Here is a 19,124-nt window from a genome sequence, read left to right on the forward strand (position 1 = left end):
AAATTCTTTGTGCCGTCCACCCAAGTGGAAATTTGTAGGTCTGCAGGTTTAGCGCGACAGTGTGGGTTGAGCGCGAGCACATGTCGGGGCTGAAGCCGCCGACCTACAACATCCTTAGCCCTTGAAAACTTCACAGGGCCGAATCTATCAGGAGAAGGGCCGCGCCAACTTCAGTGGGCCCGCTCAGGTGGGGCTGTTTTGCAACGCGGCAATGCGCGCTTCAATGGGCGGGTGGGTGCTGAACAGCTGGCCGATGCCCCCGGCAATGCCCATGGCGGCCATGCTCTTGGGCAATTCGGCGGTGTGCACGCCACCCAGACGGGCCAGGGCGTTGATCATGGGTTGCTTGCGGCCCATGAGTTGGGCAGCCCCCGCATCGGCGCGAAATTCACGGTGCCGACTGAACCAGGCCACGATGATGGCAGCGGCAAAGCCCAGGACGATGTCCATCACGATGGTGGTCACGTAGTAGCCGATGCCGGGGCCTGTGTTTTCGCTGTCGCCCTTGCGCAAGAAGCTGTCCACCGCGTAACCGACCACCCGCGAGATGAACACCACAAAGGTGTTCATGACACCCTGGATCAGGGTCATGGTGACCATGTCGCCGTTGGCGATGTGGGCCACTTCGTGACCGATGACGGCTTCAATTTCTTCGTGCGTCATGTTTTGCAGCAAACCGGTGGACACGGCGACCAGGGCCGAGTCGCGGAAGGCGCCAGTGGCGAAGGCGTTGGGATCACCCTCAAAAATACCCACTTCGGGCATACCGATGCCGGCCTTGTCGGCAAATTTGCGCACGGTGTCGACGATCCAGGCTTCGTCGGCGTTGGCAGGCTGGTCGATGACTTTCACGCCCGAGGTCCATTTGGCCATGGGCTTGCTGATCAGCAAGGAAATGATGGCGCCACCAAAACCCATGATCAGGGCATAGCCCAAAAGCGCCCCGAGGTTGAGGCCGTTGGCGGTCAGGAAACGGTTGACGCCCAGCAAGCTGGCCACAATGCCCAGCACCACCACCACCGCAATATTGGTCAATGCAAACAGGAAAATACGTTTCATGATGTTTTCACTTTCAGTCCGGAACACGCGGACGCGTGGAGTCGAATGGTAGGGGCTGGCCCATCAAAATCAAGCGGAGGGCACGATGTCCGCATTGGCGTACGGTTTTTTGACCTGCGCCCGCACGCGCCGAGGCCGAAAGACCTCGGCATCGTCGTAAAAGGCGGGCGCCGCGTTGGCAGACCACCAACCCGGCACGCCCAGCACAGGCAAGGGGCTGAAGGGCTTGGTGGCCAGTTTGTCGGGCGAGAGGTCCTGCGCCAGCCAGGTGTCGATGTCTGCCGGGGCCACAGTTTGCGGCACGCGCCACAGGTGCACCGTGATCGACTTGTAGGGTTGCACCAGCTTTTCGAGCGCCGCATGGCCAAAAACCCACAGCCGGGTGTGCGCCCACTCGTGGCGCAGGCCAAGCAGGGCGTCCTGCCAACGGTGCTCGGTCAGGGCCGCCCACAAAGCGTTTGAAGGCTGGATCAGCAGCGCGTTTTCATCAAACACTGTGGCCGCATCGCGCACCGGCCCGCGCACCTGGCCCACGCCGGCGCGGGCGATTTCGCTGGCCTGCAACTGGTTCAGGCGCTTTTTGGCCAACGGAAACTGCATCCAGCACAGGGCGTTGAAGAAGTCATGCAAGCCCTCGCGGGTGGGCACCTGGCCCGTGGCAAAAATGAAGTCTTCATAGGCCTGGCCCTCGGGCAAGTCGGCTTGTGGCACAAAACATACGGGGGCACGGCCCGCCGCGTTCAAGGCCTCGGGCTGGGGAACGCCTGCCGCCACTTGCCGTGCGATGGGCTCACCTACCGCCCGCCAGTCGGCCAGCCAAGGCGCGTCCCAATCGATGTCGGACACGCCCAAGCTGGAGGCGGGCGCGCAGCGTTGCCCGGCCCGGTTGGGGCTCAGCCCGCCACCAGACGCCACGGCAGACTTTCTCCCGAACGCAGGGGCTTGAGTTCGGCCTCGCCGAAAGCAAAGCTTTCAGCAGGCGTCCAGCTTTCGCGGCGCAGGGTGATGGTGCCGGTGTTGCGCGGCAGACCGTAAAAATCGGCCCCAAAGAAGCTGGCAAATCCCTCGAGCTTGTCCAGTGCGCCCGCCTGATCAAACGCCTCTGCGTACATCTCGATGGCAGCGTGCGCGGTGTAGCAACCGGCGCAACCGCTGGCGTGCTCTTTGAGGTGCGCCGGGTGCGGGGCGCTATCGGTGCCCAAGAAGAACCGGGCGTTGCCACTGGTGGCCGCTTGCACCAGCGCCAGGCGGTGGGTTTCGCGCTTGAGCACCGGCAAGCAGTAGTAATGCGGGCGCATGCCGCCCAAAAACAGGGCGTTGCGGTTGTACAGCAGGTGGTGCGCGGTGATGGTGGCACCCAAATTGGCGTCACCAGCGGCCACGTAATCGGCGGCTTCTTTGGTGGTGATGTGTTCCATCACGATTTTCAGGCCTGGGAAATCACGGCGCAGCGGGATCAGCTGCTGCTCAATGAACACGGCTTCGCGGTCGAACAGGTCGATGTCGGACGAGGTGACTTCGCCGTGCACCAGCAGCAGCACGCCTTCGCGCTGCATGGCTTCGAGCACGGGGTAGATCTTGCGCAGATCGGTCACGCCCGCGTCGCTGTTGGTAGTGGCGCCAGCCGGGTAGAGCTTGCAAGCCACCACGCCTGCGGCCTTGGCGCGGGCAATCTCTGACGGGGCCAGGTTGTCCGTCAAGTAAAGCGTCATGAGCGGCTCAAAGGCCATGCCCGCTGGCACGGCGGCCAGGATGCGCTGCTTGTAGGCCAGCGCCTGCTCGGCGGTGGTCACGGGCGGCTTGAGGTTGGGCATGATGACAGCGCGGCCAAACTGCGCGGCAGTGTGCGGCACCACCACGTTCAGGGCAGCACCGTCGCGCACATGCAGGTGCCAGTCGTCGGGGCGAATGAGGGTGAGTTCTTGGGTCATGGGGCGTATTGTCTCAAACCTGCCATCGGCTTGACGTTGCTGGTCCCAGAGGTGGTGTCACGGGTCAGGGCTCCTGGGAGAACGGCTCGTAGAACCAAAGGTGGGTTACAGGTCGGGGCTCCTAGGAAAACGGCTCGTGGAACCAGAGGCGGGGCTGCGGGCCGGGGCTCATACTCGCAAGCTCGCCAAATCGCCCCAACCCGCAGCCCCGACTCTGGTGCGAGCATTGGTGGTGAACGTATAGAAAGAAGCCAAGCCTACCTACAAGACCCGAAAAACTTCAAACATTAAGCTTACGGGGCGAGCGAAGCAATGCCCCGCAAGGACTTCATGCCGTTCTGGCAGGGCTGAGCAGCGCAGCAGCGGGTGGATCAGGGCGGGTGCTTGTTTGAGCGAAGCGAGTTTGCACCCGACCCCGCCCGCTGCGAGCAGCGCAAGGAACCCGAAGGGCCCTGACTGCGGCTCGCCTTTCTTTGCTTACTTTCTTTGGCGAAGCAAAGAAAGTGAGTGCGCCGCCGGGCGCAATCCCGGCCAAGCACGCTCAAAAGAACTCCGCATTTAATCGGGATCTGACCCCAATTAAATTCTGGAGATCTCAAAGGTACAGAGAGTAGAAAGCAACAGGGCGAGCGAAGCAATGCCCCGAATTGACTCCATGCCGTTCTGGCAGGGCTGAGCAGCGCAGCAGCGGGTGGATCAGGGCGGGTGCTTGTTTGAGCGAAGCGAGTTTGCACCCGACCCCGCCCGCTGCGAGCAGCGCAAGGAACCCGAAGGGCCCTGACTGCGGCTCGCCTTTCTTTGCTTACTTTCTTTGGCGAAGCAAAGAAAGTGAGTGCGCCGCCGGGCGCAATCCCGGCCAAGGACGCTCAAAAAAGACTCAGCTTTCAAGCGGGATCTGACCCCAATTAAATCAATGCCCAAGGATCTTGGACAAAAAGTCCTGCGCCCGATCCGTCTGCGGCGCGTCAAAGAACTGCTGCGGCGGTGCTTGTTCAACCACTTGGCCCTGGTCCATGAAGATGACGCGGTCGGCCACCGCCTTGGCAAAACCCATTTCGTGCGTTACGCACAGCATGGTCATCCCCTGGCTGGTCAGCTCGATCATCACGTCCAGCACTTCCTTGATCATCTCGGGGTCGAGCGCCGAAGTGGGCTCATCGAACAGCATGATCTTGGGCGTCAGGCACAGCGCACGCGCAATCGCCACGCGCTGCTGTTGACCGCCGGACAGTTGCAAGGGGTATTTGTTCGCGTGCTCGGAAATGCGCACGCGCTCGAGCTGCACCATGGCTTTGTCCACGGCTTCCTTGCGCGGCATCTTGGCCACCCAGGTGGGCGACAAGATCAGGTTTTCCAGCACCGTCAGATGCGGAAACAGGTTGAACTGCTGGAACACCATGCCGACTTCGCGGCGCACTTTGTCGATGCCTTTGAGGTCGTCGCCCAGCACGGTGCCGTCCACCGTGAGCGTGCCTTCCTGGTATTCCTCCAGGGCGTTGATGCAGCGGATCAGGGTGGACTTGCCCGAGCCCGAGGGGCCGCAGATGACGACTTTTTCGCCTTTGGCAAATTGCAGGTTCACGTCGCGCAGCACGTGGTAGCCATTGCTGGCGTACCACTTGTTGACGCCTTTGAACTCGATGAGGGGGGTAGCGTTGGAGGTCATAGGGGGTCTTTCGTTCAGCGGACTTTGCTCACGGCCGTGCGCTCTTCAATCCACAGGCTGTAGCGCGACATGGCAAAGCAGAACGCGAAATAAATGAAGGTGATGAAGAGGTAGGCTTCGATCTTGAAGGGGCGCCAGTCGGCGTCCGAGTTGAGCGCCAGGCCCAAAGCGCCCGTCAGCTCATACAAGGACACGATGGTCACCAGCGAGGTGTCCTTGAACAGGCCAATGAAGGTGTTCATGATGGACGGCACCACGGTGGCCAGGGCTTGGGGCAAGACGATCATGCGCTGGGTCTGCCAGTAGCTCAGGCCCAAGGTGGCGGCCGCTTCGGTCTGGCCCTTGGGCAAGGCCTGCAGGCCACCGCGGATCACCTCGGCCATGTAGGCCCCAGAAAACAGCGTGATGCCCACCACCACGCGCACCAGCACGTCAATCTTCACGCCCTCGGGCATGAACAGCGGCAGCATGAACGAAGCCATGAACAGCACGGTGATCAGCGGCACACCCCGCACCAACTCCACATAGAGCGTGCACAGGGTCTTGATGGCGGGCATGTTGGAGCGTCGGCCCAGCGCCACGAAGATGGCCAGCGGAAAGGCCAGCGTCATGGAGATCACGGTGAGCATGACCGTGAGCGGCAAACCGCCCCATTGGTCGGTGTCGACCTCGGTCAGGCCGAAAAAGCCGCCCTTCATGAGCACGAAGTACACAGCCAGCATGACCAGCCAGACCAAAGGCAAGGCCTTGTTCCAAAAACGCGGCATGCAGCTGATGACCACCACACCCAACATCAAGGCGGTAGCGATCACCGGACGCCAGTGCTCTGTTTCGGGGTAACGGCCCATCACGATCAAGCGGCCTTTTTCGGAGATCACGCCCCAGCAGGCCCCCACGCCGCGCACGTCGTTGCAGGCCTGCAAGTTGCTGCCAAAGACCGCTTGCAAAACAGCCCAGTCGAGCGAGGAGACCAGCGCCCACAGGCACACAGCCAGCAGCGCCAGCGACATCAGGCTGTTGCCCGGGGTGGAGAAGAGGTTGCTGCGCAACCAGGCCACAGGGCCTGAGCTGCGCCCGGGCATGGGCCGGGCTTCAGTGGATTTGAAAACGTTCATGTCAGCGCTCCTGGATGGCGGCACTGGCGTTGAACCAGTTCATGAGGGCCGAGGTGAGAAGGGACAGGGTGAGGTACACCAGCATGACAATCGACAAGGCCTCAATGGCGCGGCCCGTCTGGTTGAGGGTGGTGTTGGCGATCGAGACCAGTTCGGGGTAGCCAATGGCCACCGCCAGGGACGAGTTCTTGGTCAGGTTCAGGTATTGGCTGGTCAACGGCGGAATGATCACCCGCAAGGCCTGGGGTAGCACCACCAGACGCATGGATTGGCTTTTGCTCAGACCCAAAGAGGCCGAGGCCTCGTGCTGGCCCAGCGACACCGAGGCGATGCCCGAGCGCACGACTTCGGCAATGAAGGACGCGGTATAAAAAACCAGGCCACACAGCAGGGCCATGAATTCGGGGCTGAACGCGCCGCCGTCTTCGATCTGGAAGTCACCCTTTTTGGGCAAGTCCCATTCGTTGGGGGCACCACCCAGCAACCAGCCGAGCACAGCCAGCACCAGGGTGACCGCCAAGGACACCGCCCACACCGGGCGGGTCAGGCCTGTACGGTCGAAATGCGCCCGCGCCATGCGGCGATAGACCACCGCAAAGACCAGACCAAAGCCCACACCGACCAAGGCCAGGGTTTGACCCAACTGCCACACGGGCCAAGGGAAGGAGACCCCGTTTTTGCTCAAAAAGAAATGGCCTGCCTGCCAAGCCTTATCCAGGTCGGGCAGCATCTCGGCGAAGACCAGATACCAGATGAGCAACTGCAGATAAACCGGCACGTTGCGGAAAAATTCGACGTAGGCGTAGCAGATTTTGCGCACCAGAAAGTTGGCCGAAAACCGCCCGACACCCACCAGCACGCCCAGCACCGTGGCCAGCACGATGCCGATCACCGCCACCTTGAGTGTGTTGAGCATGCCAATGGCAAAAGCGACAAAGTAAGAACTGTTGTGCGCGTACTCGATCACCGTTTCGCTGATGTCAAAGCCAAACGGTTGGAACAAAAAGTCGTAGCCGCTTTGAATGCCGCGCAGGCGCATGTTGGTGAGCGTGTTGCGCACCAGCAAGGCCACCAGGGCCAGCGCTGAGAGGATGGCGACGATCTGGTAAATGACCGAACGCCCTTCGCGGCTGCGCCACGAAATCGATCGGGTTTTCTTGCCGGGCAAGGGCCTGGCCTCGATCATGGAAAAGTGGGACATGGGAACTGCCTGAAAAATGACGGGGTGGTAAAAAATACGCCCCGTGAGGGGCGTATCCAGAACCTTCAAAAAAGGCAGGCGATCAACGCAGTGGTGCGGCGTACATCAGGCCGCCCTTGTTCCACTGGTTGTTCAGGCCACGTGGCAGGTTGATGGAGGTCTTGGGGCCGACGTTGCGCTCGAACATTTCGCCGTAGTTACCGGTCGTCTTGATGGCGCGGGCCAACCATTCCTTGTCCAGGCCCAGGTGCTTGCCCAGATCTTCAGTGGCGCCCAGCAAACGGCCCACTTGGGGGTTGTCGCTGGTTTTCATCTGGTCCACATTGGCCTGGGTGATGCCATACTCTTCGGCTTCGATCAGGCCGGCCAGCACCCATTTGTTGATGGCAAACCACTCGTCGTCACCACGGCGCACCATCGGGCCCAAGGGCTCTTTGGAGATCAGGTCGGACAAGATCAGGTGGGCCGCAGGGTCTTTGGCTTCCTTGGCACGCACCGAGGCCAGGCCCGATGCGTCGGTGGTGTAAGCCTGGCAGCGGCCAGAGAAGTAAGCGCCCGTAGCGGCCTCGACTTTTTCAAACACGACAGGCTTCAAGTTGAGCTTGTTGGCGCGGGAGAAGTCGGTCAAGTTTTTCTCGGTGGTCGTGCCCGATTGCACGCACACGGTGGCACCCTTGAGCTGCTTGGCGCTGGTGATCTTGCCTTTGGGCACCATGAAGCCTTGGCCGTCATAGTAGTTGGCACCGATGAAGTGCAGACCCAAGGAGCCGTCACGGTTCAAGGTGTTGGTGGTGTTGCGGGCCAGCACGTCGACTTCGCCAGACTGCAGGGCAGTGAAGCGCTGCTGTGCGGTCAGGGGGACGTATTTGACTTTGGTCGCATCGCTCAGCACGGCAGCGGCCACGGCACGGCAGTGGTCCACATCCAGACCCGACCAGTTGCCGCTGGAGTCAGCGGCTGAAAAACCGGCCAGACCGGTGTTGACACCGCAGACGATTTGACCGCGCTGCTTGATCTGGTCCAGGGTTTTACCCGCCATGGCGGATGTGGCCGCCAGCAAGCCGGCCGTGGCCAGCACCGAGCCGATCAAGGTTTGTGTCATTTTCTTCATGGTTTGAATCCTCTTGTGAAATGGTGAGTAGCAAATTACCACCCGCAGATTAAATGCCAAATCCAACAGTGAACTGCCTAGGAGCTTCCCAAGGACTTGGCCCAAACAGGTTAACTGTTTAAGAAGTACACCCCATGGTGCCCCCCAACGCCAGCAGCCTGGGCATGCGCAGAGAATGTACTTGCACGCCAGTGATGGCGAATATAGTCAGCTTGTCGTCAGTCTTCATCAAGGTTTACCCCCGATTTCCATACAAGGATTGCATCAAACAATACTTGCTTTGGCAAAACCAGTTTGGTAGCGCCTGACGTTTAATTGGGGTCAGGCTCATTGCAGGTCAGGTCCAATTCAGCGTGAAGCGAGCGAAGCAATGCCCGCATGGACTCCGTGCAGTTCTGGCAGGGCTAAGCAGCGCAGCAGCGGTCGAACCAGGGCGGCTGCCTGTGTGAGCTAAGCGAGTTTGCACCCAACTCCGACCGGTGCGCGCAGTGCAAGGCACCCGAAGGGCCCTGACTGCGGCTCACCTTTCTTTGCTGACTTTCTTTGGCGAATCAAAGAAAGTGCGTGCGCCGCCGGGCGCAATCCCGGTCAACGGACTTCTAATCAAACCCTTTAATCGGGATCCGACCCCAATTAAAACGAAGCAAGTGAAAAATTAATCGGGATCTGACCCCAATTAAAACGATCAGTGCTGCAGGATCTTGTTGAGGAAATCCTTGGTGCGCGGTTGGCGGTTTTCGGGGTGGTTAAAGAACTCGTCCTTGGAGCAGTCTTCCAGAATGCGGCCGCCCACGTCGATGAAGATCACGCGGTTGGCCACTTTGCGGGCAAAGCCCATTTCGTGCGTGACCACCATCATGGTCATGCCCTCGTTGGCCAGTTGCACCATCACGTCCAGCACCTCGCCCACCATCTCGGGGTCGAGCGCCGAAGTGGGCTCGTCAAACAGCATCACCATCGGGTCCATCGACAAGGCACGGGCAATGGCCACGCGCTGCTGTTGACCGCCCGAGAGCTGGCCCGGAAACTTGTCCTTGTGGGCCAAGAGGCCCACGCGATCCAGCATCTTGAGACCCCGCGCCTTGGCATCGTCCAGGTTGCGGCCCAGCACCTTGACTTGGGCAATCGTCAGGTTTTCAGTGACCGACAGGTGCGGGAACAGCTCGAAGCTCTGGAACACCATGCCTACGCGCGAACGCAGCTTGGGCAGGTCGGTGCTCGGGTCGTGCAAGGGCACGCCATCGACGGTGATCTCGCCTTTCTGGAAGGGCTCCAGCGCGTTGACGGTCTTGATGAGGGTGGATTTGCCGGAACCCGAGGGGCCACAAACCACCACCACATCGCCTTTGTTGATGCTCACCGAACAGTCATTGAGCACCTGCACCGGGCCGTACCACTTGGACACATTTTTGATTTCAATCATTTTCTTTTCCCAATATCAGCGCGTGCTTCAGCGCACGATGGCGATCCTGGCCTGCAGGCGCTTGACGCTCCAGGACAGTGCAAAACAAATCACAAAATAAACAATGGCGGCCAGAAAGTAGGCCTCTTCTGAGCGGCCATAAATCTTGCCCGCATTGGTGAAGCCTTTGAGCAGGTCATAGGCGCCAATGGCATACACCAGCGAGGTGTCCTGAAACAAGATGATGGTCTGCGTGAGCAGCACAGGCAGCATGTTGCGAAAGGCCTGCGGCAAGATCACCAGGCGCATATTCTGGCCATAGCTCATGCCCAAAGCCTGACCCGCAAAGACCTGACCACGCGGAATCGACTGGATGCCAGCGCGCATGATTTCGCTGAAATACGCCGCCTCAAACGCCACGAAGGTGATGATGGCCGACCATTCGGCACCAATCGGTCGGCCGATCACAAAGGGCATGAGCAAATAGAACCACAGGATGACCATGACCAGCGGCACTGAGCGCATGCCGTTGACATAGAAAGTGGCAGGCGCTGCCAACAACTTGGAGCCCGACAAGCGCATCAAGGCCAGCACCGTGCCAAAGATCACACCGCCAATGGTGGCCATGATGGTCAGCTGCACGCTGAACAGCAGACCGCCCAAGACGAACTTGCGAAGGACTTCCAGGTCGAAGTAAGAAAAATCAAGTCCCAACATCTCAGTGCCCTCCCGTTCCACCCGAGACAATGAAGCCGGGCACGCGCATTTTCTTTTCGATCAGCGCGAACACACGGTTCACCGCAAAGGCTGACAAGGCATACAGCGCCGTCACCGCCAGGTACACCTCGATGCCGCGAGAGGTTTCTTCCTGCGCCTGCATGGCGAACATCGTCAGCTCGGCAATCGAGACTGCAAAAGCCACCGAAGAGTTCTTCAGCAGGTTCATCGACTCGCTGGTCAAAGGCGGCAAGATGATGCGAAACGCCATGGGCAAGATCACGTAGCGGTAGGACTGCGCGGTGGTGAATCCCATGGCCATGGCCGCATAGCGCTGACCTTTAGGTAAGGCCTGTATGCCCGCACGGAATTGTTCAGCAATCCGCGCCGAGGTGAAAAAGCCCAAGCCAAACACCACCAGCAAAAAGCCGGGGACTTGCTGGAAAGCCGGAAACACTTTGGGCACCACGAAGTACCACAAGAAAATCTGCACCAACAGCGGAATGTTGCGGAACAACTCCACCCACGCGTTGGCCAGGGCCGCCACCACAGGACGCCCAGGCAAGGTGCGCAAAGTGCCCACCACCGCGCCCACCCCCATCGCCACCAGCCAGGAGCTGGCCGCCACGGCCAGCGTCCAGCGCCAGGCCTCCAGCATCCATTCGAGGTAGGTTCGGCCGCTGCCGTCATCGGTCAAAAAGACCTGCCAATCCCATGTCATTGTGTGAACTTTCTACGAAGTCAAAGGCATCGCCCATAAAGAAACCCCGCCCAAGTCATCCCCGGCGGGGTTTGCGCTGAGCCTGGAAGGATTACTTCTTGGCGTAGTCTTCAGCAGGCTTGTCGTTGGGGTTGGCCCAGGCAGCTTTGGTGCTGTCGCTCAAAGCCAGACCGATCTTGACGTTCTTGGGAGGGATGGGTTGCAGGAACCATTTGTCCCACAGTTTGGCCATATCACCGCTCTTGATCAAATCACGCACGGTGTCGTCGGCCAATTTCTTGAATGCGGCATCGTCCTTGCGGATCATGATGGCAATCGGCTCAACGGCCAGCACTTCACCCACGATGCGGAAGTCCGCGGGGTTCTTGGCGTTGGCAATATTGCCCGCCAGGATGGAGCCGTCCATCACAAATGCGTCGGCACGGCCGGAGTCCAGCAGCAAGAAGCTGTCGGCGTGGTCTTTGCCAAAGACTTCCTTGAAGTCAACGCCATTAGCGCGCTCATGTTTGCGCAACAGTTGGACCGAAGTGGTGCCGGTGGTGGTGGCCACATTTTTGCCTGCCAACTGGCCGATCGAGGTGATGCCCGAAGCCACTTTGGTGGCAATGCGCACTTCTTCCACATAAGTGGTAACAACAAAAGCCACGTCTTTTTGACGTGCGGTGTTATTCGTGGTGGAGCCGCACTCGATGTCCACGGTGCCGTTTTGCACCAGAGGAATGCGGTTTTGCGATGTGACGGACTGGAACCTCACTTCCAGTTTTTTACCCACGGCTTTTTCCACGTTGCCAATGATGCGTTGGCAAATCTCGTAGTGGAAACCGGCGTACTTGCCATCACCCAGGGTGTAGGACAGAGCGCCCGAAGAGTCGCGCACGCCCATGGTGATCGCGCCAGAGGCCTTGACCTTATCGAGAGTGTCTGCGTGTGAGGCTACGCAAGTCAGGGCGGCCACTGCAACAGCCAACAATTGTTTTTTCATTCATTTCTCCAGAAAAGATCGCACAGTTCGAAAAAAACAACCACCGCAAGCTTGCAGCAGTTGTGCGCCTCAAGGGTCAGCCCCCTGACTGTACCCTTCGAATTCAGCACAAAACGTGCCTGTCATTCAATAAGCCGTGACTATAGTCAGTTTAATGTCAGGTCAATCTCAGGGTGTACCCGAGTTTTGATGCAAAAAATGCATAACCTTATGAATCACCTGAGCCATCCAAAGAGGACTTGGTGATGCTACTCAAATAGGTCCAAAGTTCGAGAGCGCTGCGCTTGCCGGTATGACGAACACCGGGTTTTTCTCTGTAGGCGCGCACTTCCATGGTCAGAGACATCAAAGCATCACCCGGCAAGGTGACCTCGATCAGTGTGCCAGCCAACACTTCCTTGCGGACAGCGCTTTGGGGCAAAAAGGCGATGCCATGCCCCTCCAGCGCCATGACTTTCAGGCCTTCAGCCATGTCGGTTTCGTAAACACGATCCAGGTGAATGGGGGTTTTGGCTTGCTTGAGTATCCAGTCCGTCACACCGCCCAAATAAGCCCCCGGGGCATAACCCAGATAAGGCAGGGGCCGGGACGCCGTGCCCGGCAAACTGACAACCGGATGCCCCAGCGCCCCCGCCTTGGTATAGGGCGCAATCACTTCCTCACCCAAAACCACCATTTCATAACGCTCTGCATCCAGCTGCAAGGGCTGCGAGGGGTGGTGGTAGGCGATCAGCACATCACACCCCCCTTCGACCAAGCGCATGGACGCATCGTGCACATTCAAGGCAATCAGGCGACTTTTGATGGACCCAAAACCTTCACGCAAACTCGCCACCCAGGCGGGAAAAAAAGTGAAGGCCAAGGTGTGCGGAACCGCGAATTCGATGAAGTCCTGTCCTGCCGAGTTGTGCCCGCGCAGCATGGCCCGGGTGCTCTGCAAGGACTGAAGCAACTCCAGCGCCTGCGCGTACAAGGTCTCGCCTGCTGGCGTGAGTTTGGTGGGGTAAGAGCTGCGGTCCACCAGATCGGCCCCGGCCCAGGCCTCCAGTGACTGGATACGCCGGGAAAACGCGGGTTGCGTCACATGCCGCAACTGCGCCGATCGGCTGAAACTGCGGGTTTCAGCCAAGCTCACAAAGTCTTCAAGCCACTTGGTTTCCATCAGGTGATTATGGCTTTGCGCAACGCGACCATGTCGGACTCTGCGAGCGCCGACCTACAAAGGACAGCGCTCCCGGTAAGTCGGCGGTCAAAGACCCCGACATCAAGCCTGGATCAATCCGCCGATTGTTGCAAAGCCCACATGCTGGCATACCGCCCTTGCATGGCCAGCAAATCGGCGTGGTTACCACGTTCGATGATCTGGCCTGCGTCCATCACCAGAATTTCGTGTGCATCGACCACCGTGGACAAACGGTGCGCAATCACCAAGGTGGTTTTGTTTTGCGCCACGCTGGCCAGCTCAGACTGGATGGCGCGTTCGTTGGCCGAGTCGAGTGCCGAGGTGGCTTCGTCGAACACCAGAATTGGTGGGTCTTTGAGCAAGGTGCGGGCAATGGCCACGCGCTGCTTTTCACCGCCCGACAATTTGAGCCCGCGCTCGCCCACCGAAGTTTGGTAACCCTTGGGCGTGGAGGCGATGAAGTCGTGGATGCGAGCCGAACGCGCCGCGCCCTCGATCTCAGCCTGACTGGCCCCGGGGCGGCCATAGGCGATGTTGTAGGCCACGCTGTCGTTGAACAACACCGTGTCTTGCGGCACGATGCCCAAGGCCTGGCGCACACTCGCTTGCGTGACCTGGCGGATGTCCTGCCCCGCGATGCGAATGAAGCCTTGCTGCACGTCGTAAAAGCGGAACATCAAACGCGCCAGCGTGGACTTGCCCGAACCCGAAGGCCCGACCACCGCCACCGTTTTGCCCGCAGGAATGGTGAAGCTGATGTCTTTGAGGATCGGGCGGTCGCCTTCGTAGGCAAATGACACGCGGTCAAACACCACATCGGGCGCGCCTTGCAAAGCCAAGGCTTGGGCTCCTGGCATATCGGCCACTTCGCGCTCGCGGTCCATCAGCACAAACATCTTGTCCAGATCGGTCAGGCTTTGTTTGATCTCGCGGTACAGCACACCCAAGAAGTTGAGCGGGATGTACAGCTGGATCATGAAGGCGTTGATCATGACCAAATCGCCAAGCGTCATGCGCCCGGCCACCACGCCTTCGGTGGCCCGCCAAAGCATGGCCACCAAGGCCGACGCGATGATGAGCTGCTGCCCGGTGTTGAGCAAGGACAACGAGGTTTGTGCCTTCAGGCGCGACAAGCGCAGGCGCTCCAAGCTTTCGTCGTAACGGCCGGCTTCGAAGCGCTCATTGCCAAAGTACTTGACGGTTTCGTAGTTCAACAGCGAGTCAACCGCCCGCGTGTGGGCCGCCGAATCGAACTCGTTGGCCTGCTTGCGAAACTGCGTGCGCCACTCGGTCACACGCACCGTGAAGAAAATATAAAACGCCAAAGCCAGCAACGTGATGCCCGCAAACCAGGCGTCGAACTTGACCGCCAAAATGGTCAGCACCAGCCCCACCTCGATCAAGGTCGGAATGACGCTGTAGAGCGAATACGAAATCAGCGACTCGATGCCGCGCACGCCGCGCTCGATGTCGCGCGTCATCCCGCCCGTTTGCCGGGCCAGATGAAAGCGCAGACTCAAAGCGTGCAGGTGCTCAAAGGTCTGTAAGGCAATGCTGCGCGACGCGCCTTGCGTGGCCTTGGCAAACACCAGCTCGCGCAACTCGGTGAACGCGGACGTCATCAAACGCAAAGCGCCGTAACCCACCAACAAGGCCACCGGCACCACCAGCACGGCCTGCGGGTCGCCGGGCTTGAGGCTCATGGCGTCCACCAGCTCCTTGAGCAGCAGGGGCACACTCACATTGGCCAACTTGGCGCACACCATGAGGCTGAGCGCAATGACCACACGCCATTTGTATTGCCACAAATAGGGCAAGAGGCGCGACAAGGTTTTCCAGTCCTTGCCGGGCGGCGCTTGAGTCGCAGCGCCGGGCTTGGCACCAGGGGCATGGGGAGAAGCAGGGGCAGCGGTTTCGCCGTGGTGGCGCATAAGGGACAATCCGATTTTGACGTTAACCACCGATTGTGCCCATGTCTGACGCCCCACACCCGAACACCGTGTCTTTGCCCACCGACCAAGAGCTGGTGCTCAAGGTCATCCCCATGCCTGCTGACTGCAATGCGAGCGGCGATATTTTTGGCGGCTGGGTCATGGCGCAGGTCGACTTGGCAGGGGCCGTGTTGCCCGCCCGGCGCGTGCGCGGCCGCATGGTCACCGTGGCGGTGAACGAGTTCATCTTCAAACAGGCCGTCAAGGTGGGCGACATCCTGTCGTTTTTCTCGCGCATCGTGCGCGTGGGCCGCACCTCGGTCACCGTCAAGGTCGAGGTGTTTGCCGAACGCTTTCAGTTGCAGGGCCAGTACATCAAGGTCACCGAAGCGAACCTGACCTATGTGGCGGTGGACGACCAAGGCAAACCCAGGCCCGTGCCAGCCGAGTGATTCGGCTTGTGGCGCTCAGGACACGATGTACGCCGCAGCACCTGTGGACATCAAGGTGCCGTCGGGCCCACAAAACTCCATGCGCGACGACCCCACCCGCGAGCCCACGCGCAAGGCGTTGGCGGTGATGGTGAAGTGCTCGCCAATGCCCGGGCGCAGGTAGTCCACCCGCAAGTCGATGGTGCCCAGCTTGGCAAAGCGCTCCAGGCGTTTGGCGGGCGGCTCGTCCATGTGTTTGGCGGCCAGTGCGGCCATCACAGCCGCGCTGCCAATCGCATCGAGCACGGCGCTGATGACGCCGCCGTGGATGCGGTTGTAGGCAAAATGACCTACCAACTCAGGCCGCATGTCGATGCGGGCCTCCACGCCGTCTGGCGTGACCTTGACGAGCTTCAAGCCCAAGGTTTTGTTGAAGACGATTTTTTCTTCGTAGATCTGGCGAAAACCTTCGATGTACTCGGGTTCCAGAACGACGGGGGCGGGTGAACGGTGGGGCATGCCTGCGATTCTAGGGAAGAACCGCGCTCGGCAGCCACAAGCCTTCAAAGTTTGGAAAAATCAGGCTTGCGCTTTTCCATGAAAGCACCAAACGCCTCTTTGGCAGCGGGCTCGCGCAGCATGCGGCCAAAGTCTCGGCCTTCTTCGTCCATCTTTTGCAGCACGGCCTGCTGATCGCCACCCTTCATCAAGCGCTTGGTGGCGATGAGTGACGTGAGCGGCTTGGCGGCCAGTTTGCGGGCCTGGGCCTGCGCATAGCCATTGACTTCGGTGGGTGGCACGACGCGGTTGACCAAGCCGACTTCTTGCGCGGCTTCGGCAAAAAAGGGCTCGCCCATGAGCAGCGCTTCGGCGGCGCGGTGGTAGCCGAACATGCGTGGCGCCAGCAGGCTGGACGCCGCCTCGGGGCACAGACCCAGGTTGACGAAAGGCATGGAAAACGCCGCGTTGTCACCCGCGTAGACCAAGTCGCAATGGAACAGCATGGTGGTGCCGATGCCCACCGCAGGCCCGGCCACAGCGGCGATCAGCGGCTTTTCAAAGGTGGCGATGCCGCGCAGGAAACGGAACACGGGCGACTCTTGTGTGGTGGGCGGCTGGTTCAAGAAGTCGCCGATGTCGTTGCCCGCACTGAAAATGCTTTCGTGTCCCTGAAACACCACGACCCGAACGGCGGGATCGGCCGCCGCCTGGGCCACGGCGTCGGCCATCGCGGCATACATGGCAGCGGTGATGGAGTTCTTCTTGTCCAGGCGGTTGAAGGTGATGGTCATCACCCCCGCGTCGGTGTGGGTCAGGATGTCAGACATGCGGGTCCTTGAGGTGTGTCTTAGGGGTAAGAAGGCTTACTGAACCCGAATCCAGGTTTGGGTGCGACCCAGCATGGGCGCACCGATGAAACCACGGACTTCGAGTTTTTTGCCGCCGTCGATCGGGGTCAGGCGCAGGCTGTAGTTTTTGCCGTTCTCGGGATCGAGGATTTTCCCACCCTCCCATACCGCTTTGCCGTCACTTTGTTGACCGCCTCGGATGATCTCCATGCCGATTTTGGGCTTGCCCTTGCGGTCGTCGGTGCACAAATTGCAATTCGGCTCGGTGTTGGGGGTGGTGAGCAAAGAGCGCTCGACTACGCCTGACAAGGTGCCCGCTGCTGTCTGGCTGATGCGGATTTCGGCTTTGGGCTGCTTGCTCTCGTCGTCGATGCTGCGCCACAGGCCCACCGGGCTCATTTGGGCGTGTGCGGCCAGGCTCAGCAAGCCCAGGCTCAGGGTCAAAGCGGTTTTGATCATGGGGTTCTTCCTTATTTGAAGCTGGGGGTTCAGGCCAGCGCGGCGTCGGTGTCCATCAGCACATCGCTGCCGGCGCGGATGCGGCGCATCAGGGTCGAAGTTTCGGGCATCAGGCGGGTGAAGTAAAAACGCGCGGTCTGCAGCTTGGCCTGGTAGAACGGATCGGGGCGCTGCGCCTCCTCTTCGGCCTCGGCCAGTTTAGCCAGGGCGATCTGCGCCGAGCGGGCCCAGAAGTAACCCAGCACCAAGTGGCCCACCACGCGCAAATAGTCCACGGCAGCTGCGCCCACTTCGTCGGCGTTGCTAATGGCTTTCATGCCGACTTCGCCGGTGAGTTGGGTGAGTTTTTGGCCCAGATCGGCCAGCGGCTTGATGAACTCGCCCATGGCCTCGTTGGCCATTTCGGCCTTGACCAACTGCTCGACCAGTTTGCCAAACTTCTTGAGTGTGGCACCCTGGTTGCCCAGCACTTTGCGGCCCAGCAAGTCGAGCGACTGGATGGTGTTGGTGCCTTCGTAAATCATGTTGATGCGGGCGTCGCGCACAAACTGCTCCATGCCCCACTCCTTGATGTAGCCGTGGCCACCAAACACCTGCTGGCAGGCCGATGTGGCTTCCCAAGCGTTGTCGGTGGTGAAGGCTTTCACGATGGGTGTGAGCAAGGCCACGACTTCGGCGGCTTCGGCGCGCACGGCCTCGTCGGGGTGGTTGAGTTCTTTGTCGAGCAGCAAGGCGCAGTAGCAGGCCAGGGCACGGCCACCTTCGGCATAGGCCTTGGCCGTCATCAGCATGCGGCGCACATCGGGGTGCACGATGATCGGATCGGCGGGTTTACCGGGGGCTTTGACACCGGTCAGCGAGCGCATTTGCACGCGGTCTTTGGCATAGGCCAGCGCGTTTTGGTAGGCCACTTCGGTCAGGCCCAGCGACTGGTTGCCCACGCCCAAACGGGCGGCGTTCATCATCACAAACATCGCGGCCAGGCCCTTGTGCGGCTGGCCCACCAGGGTGCCCACCGCACCGTCCAAAACCATCTGGCAAGTGGCGTTGCCGTGGATGCCCATTTTGTGCTCCAGGCCGCCGCAATAAATGCCGTTGCGCTCGCCCATGCTGCCATCGGCGGCCACATTGAACTTGGGCACGATGAAGAGGCTGATGCCTTTGCTGCCGGGGGGCGCGTCGGGCAGACGGGCCAAGACCAGGTGCACGATGTTGGGGGCCAAGTCGTGTTCGCCGGCGCTGATGAAAATCTTTTGGCCGCTGAGCTTGTAAGTGCCGTCGGCCTGTGGCTCGGCCTTGGTGCGGAGCATGCCCAGATCGGTGCCGCAATGCGGCTCGGTCAGGCACATGGTGCCGGTCCACTCGCCGCTTGTCATCTTGGGCAGGTACAGGGCTTTTTGTTCGAGCGTGCCGTGCGCATGCAGGCACTCGTAGGCACCGTGACTCAAGCCGGGGTACATGGTCCAGGCCTGGTTGGACGAGTTGAGCATTTCATAAAAGCACTGGTTGACCACAAAGGGCAAGCCTTGGCCGCCGTACTCGGGGTCGCAGCTGAGCGATGGCCAGCCACCGGCCACGTACTGCTCATAAGCGGCCTTGAAACCGTCGGGGGCTTTGACTTCGTGTGTATCGCGGTTGAGCTGGCAGCCTTGGGTGTCGCCAGAAATGTTCAGAGGAAAGACCACTTCGGAAGCGAATTTGCCGCCTTCTTCGAGCACCGCATTGATGGTGTCGGCGTCGGTGTCGGCGTGCTTGGGCAAGGCCTTGAGTTCGGCGCTCACGTTGAGCAATTCGTGCAAGACAAACTGCATGTCGCGAAGGGGTGGGTTGTAGACGGGCATGAAAACTCCTGCAAGGAAAAAATGG

The 19,124-nt window shown here is 60.1% G+C and carries 18 protein-coding genes; 1 reads left to right on the forward strand and 17 read right to left on the reverse strand.

Annotated features, from left to right (window positions below; genetic code table 11):
• Positions 1-183: 183 nt before the first annotated feature.
• From htpX to AMM33_RS16025, 13 genes are all read right to left on the reverse strand, one after another.
• Complete coding sequence (htpX, locus tag AMM33_RS15965) at positions 184-1,059, reverse strand: protease HtpX (RefSeq protein ID WP_090142289.1); 876 nt, start codon at positions 1,057-1,059, stop codon at positions 184-186.
• Positions 1,060-1,128: 69 nt separating this feature from the next.
• Complete coding sequence (locus AMM33_RS15970) at positions 1,129-1,905, reverse strand: DUF3025 domain-containing protein (RefSeq protein WP_228768191.1); 777 nt, start codon at positions 1,903-1,905, stop codon at positions 1,129-1,131.
• Between the two features lie 47 nt (positions 1,906-1,952).
• Positions 1,953-2,990, reverse strand: a complete 1,038-nt coding sequence (pyrC, locus tag AMM33_RS15975) for a dihydroorotase (RefSeq protein WP_090142290.1) — start codon at positions 2,988-2,990, stop codon at positions 1,953-1,955.
• 910 nt (positions 2,991-3,900) lie between these two features.
• The gene (locus AMM33_RS15980; protein WP_090142291.1) at positions 3,901-4,656 is read right to left on the reverse strand and encodes an amino acid ABC transporter ATP-binding protein; all 756 of its coding nucleotides are present in this window, start codon (positions 4,654-4,656) and stop codon (positions 3,901-3,903) included.
• Between the two features lie 14 nt (positions 4,657-4,670).
• Positions 4,671-5,771, reverse strand: coding sequence for an amino acid ABC transporter permease (locus AMM33_RS15985; protein WP_228768185.1), 1,101 nt, complete (start codon positions 5,769-5,771; stop codon positions 4,671-4,673).
• Position 5,772: 1 nt separating this feature from the next.
• On the reverse strand, positions 5,773-6,972 hold the full coding sequence (locus tag AMM33_RS15990; RefSeq protein ID WP_228768186.1) for an amino acid ABC transporter permease: 1,200 nt from the start codon (positions 6,970-6,972) through the stop codon (positions 5,773-5,775).
• 82 nt (positions 6,973-7,054) lie between these two features.
• Positions 7,055-8,083 carry an amino acid ABC transporter substrate-binding protein gene (locus AMM33_RS15995; protein WP_090142292.1) on the reverse strand — a complete coding sequence of 343 codons (1,029 nt, stop codon included), beginning with the start codon at positions 8,081-8,083 and terminating at the stop codon, positions 7,055-7,057.
• Positions 8,084-8,768: 685 nt separating this feature from the next.
• The gene (locus AMM33_RS16000; protein ID WP_090142293.1) at positions 8,769-9,506 is read right to left on the reverse strand and encodes an amino acid ABC transporter ATP-binding protein; all 738 of its coding nucleotides are present in this window, start codon (positions 9,504-9,506) and stop codon (positions 8,769-8,771) included.
• Between the two features lie 27 nt (positions 9,507-9,533).
• Positions 9,534-10,202 (reverse strand): amino acid ABC transporter permease, encoded by a 669-nt coding sequence (locus AMM33_RS16005; protein ID WP_090142294.1) that lies wholly within the window; start codon positions 10,200-10,202, stop codon positions 9,534-9,536.
• 1 nt (position 10,203) lies between these two features.
• Entirely contained in the window at positions 10,204-10,923 is a 720-nt protein-coding gene (locus tag AMM33_RS16010; RefSeq protein ID WP_090142295.1) for an amino acid ABC transporter permease, read from the reverse strand.
• A gap of 91 nt (positions 10,924-11,014) precedes the next feature.
• On the reverse strand, positions 11,015-11,905 hold the full coding sequence (locus AMM33_RS16015) for a transporter substrate-binding domain-containing protein (RefSeq protein ID WP_090142296.1): 891 nt from the start codon (positions 11,903-11,905) through the stop codon (positions 11,015-11,017).
• Positions 11,906-12,113: 208 nt separating this feature from the next.
• Positions 12,114-13,067, reverse strand: a complete 954-nt coding sequence (locus tag AMM33_RS16020) for a LysR family transcriptional regulator (protein WP_090142297.1) — start codon at positions 13,065-13,067, stop codon at positions 12,114-12,116.
• Between the two features lie 113 nt (positions 13,068-13,180).
• Complete coding sequence (locus AMM33_RS16025; protein WP_090142298.1) at positions 13,181-15,019, reverse strand: ABCB family ABC transporter ATP-binding protein/permease; 1,839 nt, start codon at positions 15,017-15,019, stop codon at positions 13,181-13,183.
• A 41-nt stretch (positions 15,020-15,060) separates the two neighbouring features.
• On the opposite strand from AMM33_RS16025, the gene AMM33_RS16030 reads away from it, so the two are divergent.
• A complete protein-coding gene (locus tag AMM33_RS16030) occupies positions 15,061-15,471 on the forward strand; it encodes an acyl-CoA thioesterase (RefSeq protein WP_090142299.1) in 411 nt (136 codons plus the stop codon).
• Between the two features lie 15 nt (positions 15,472-15,486).
• Here the strand turns inward: AMM33_RS16030 and AMM33_RS16035 are convergent, their stop codons facing one another.
• Genes AMM33_RS16035 through AMM33_RS16050 form a run of 4 tightly spaced genes read right to left on the reverse strand, consistent with a single transcriptional unit; the run spans position 15,487 to position 19,099 of the window.
• On the reverse strand, positions 15,487-15,969 hold the full coding sequence (locus tag AMM33_RS16035) for a thioesterase family protein (RefSeq protein WP_090142300.1): 483 nt from the start codon (positions 15,967-15,969) through the stop codon (positions 15,487-15,489).
• A 44-nt stretch (positions 15,970-16,013) separates the two neighbouring features.
• The gene (locus AMM33_RS16040; RefSeq protein WP_090142301.1) at positions 16,014-16,778 is read right to left on the reverse strand and encodes an enoyl-CoA hydratase; all 765 of its coding nucleotides are present in this window, start codon (positions 16,776-16,778) and stop codon (positions 16,014-16,016) included.
• A gap of 36 nt (positions 16,779-16,814) precedes the next feature.
• Entirely contained in the window at positions 16,815-17,258 is a 444-nt protein-coding gene (locus tag AMM33_RS16045) for a DUF2147 domain-containing protein (RefSeq protein WP_090142302.1), read from the reverse strand.
• A 29-nt stretch (positions 17,259-17,287) separates the two neighbouring features.
• Positions 17,288-19,099, reverse strand: a complete 1,812-nt coding sequence (locus tag AMM33_RS16050; protein WP_090142303.1) for an acyl-CoA dehydrogenase C-terminal domain-containing protein — start codon at positions 19,097-19,099, stop codon at positions 17,288-17,290.
• Between the last annotated feature and the right edge of the window lie 25 nt (positions 19,100-19,124).

The organism is Limnohabitans sp. DM1 (genome assembly GCF_001269385.1).
Taxonomy (GTDB): domain Bacteria; phylum Pseudomonadota; class Gammaproteobacteria; order Burkholderiales; family Burkholderiaceae_C; genus Limnohabitans_A.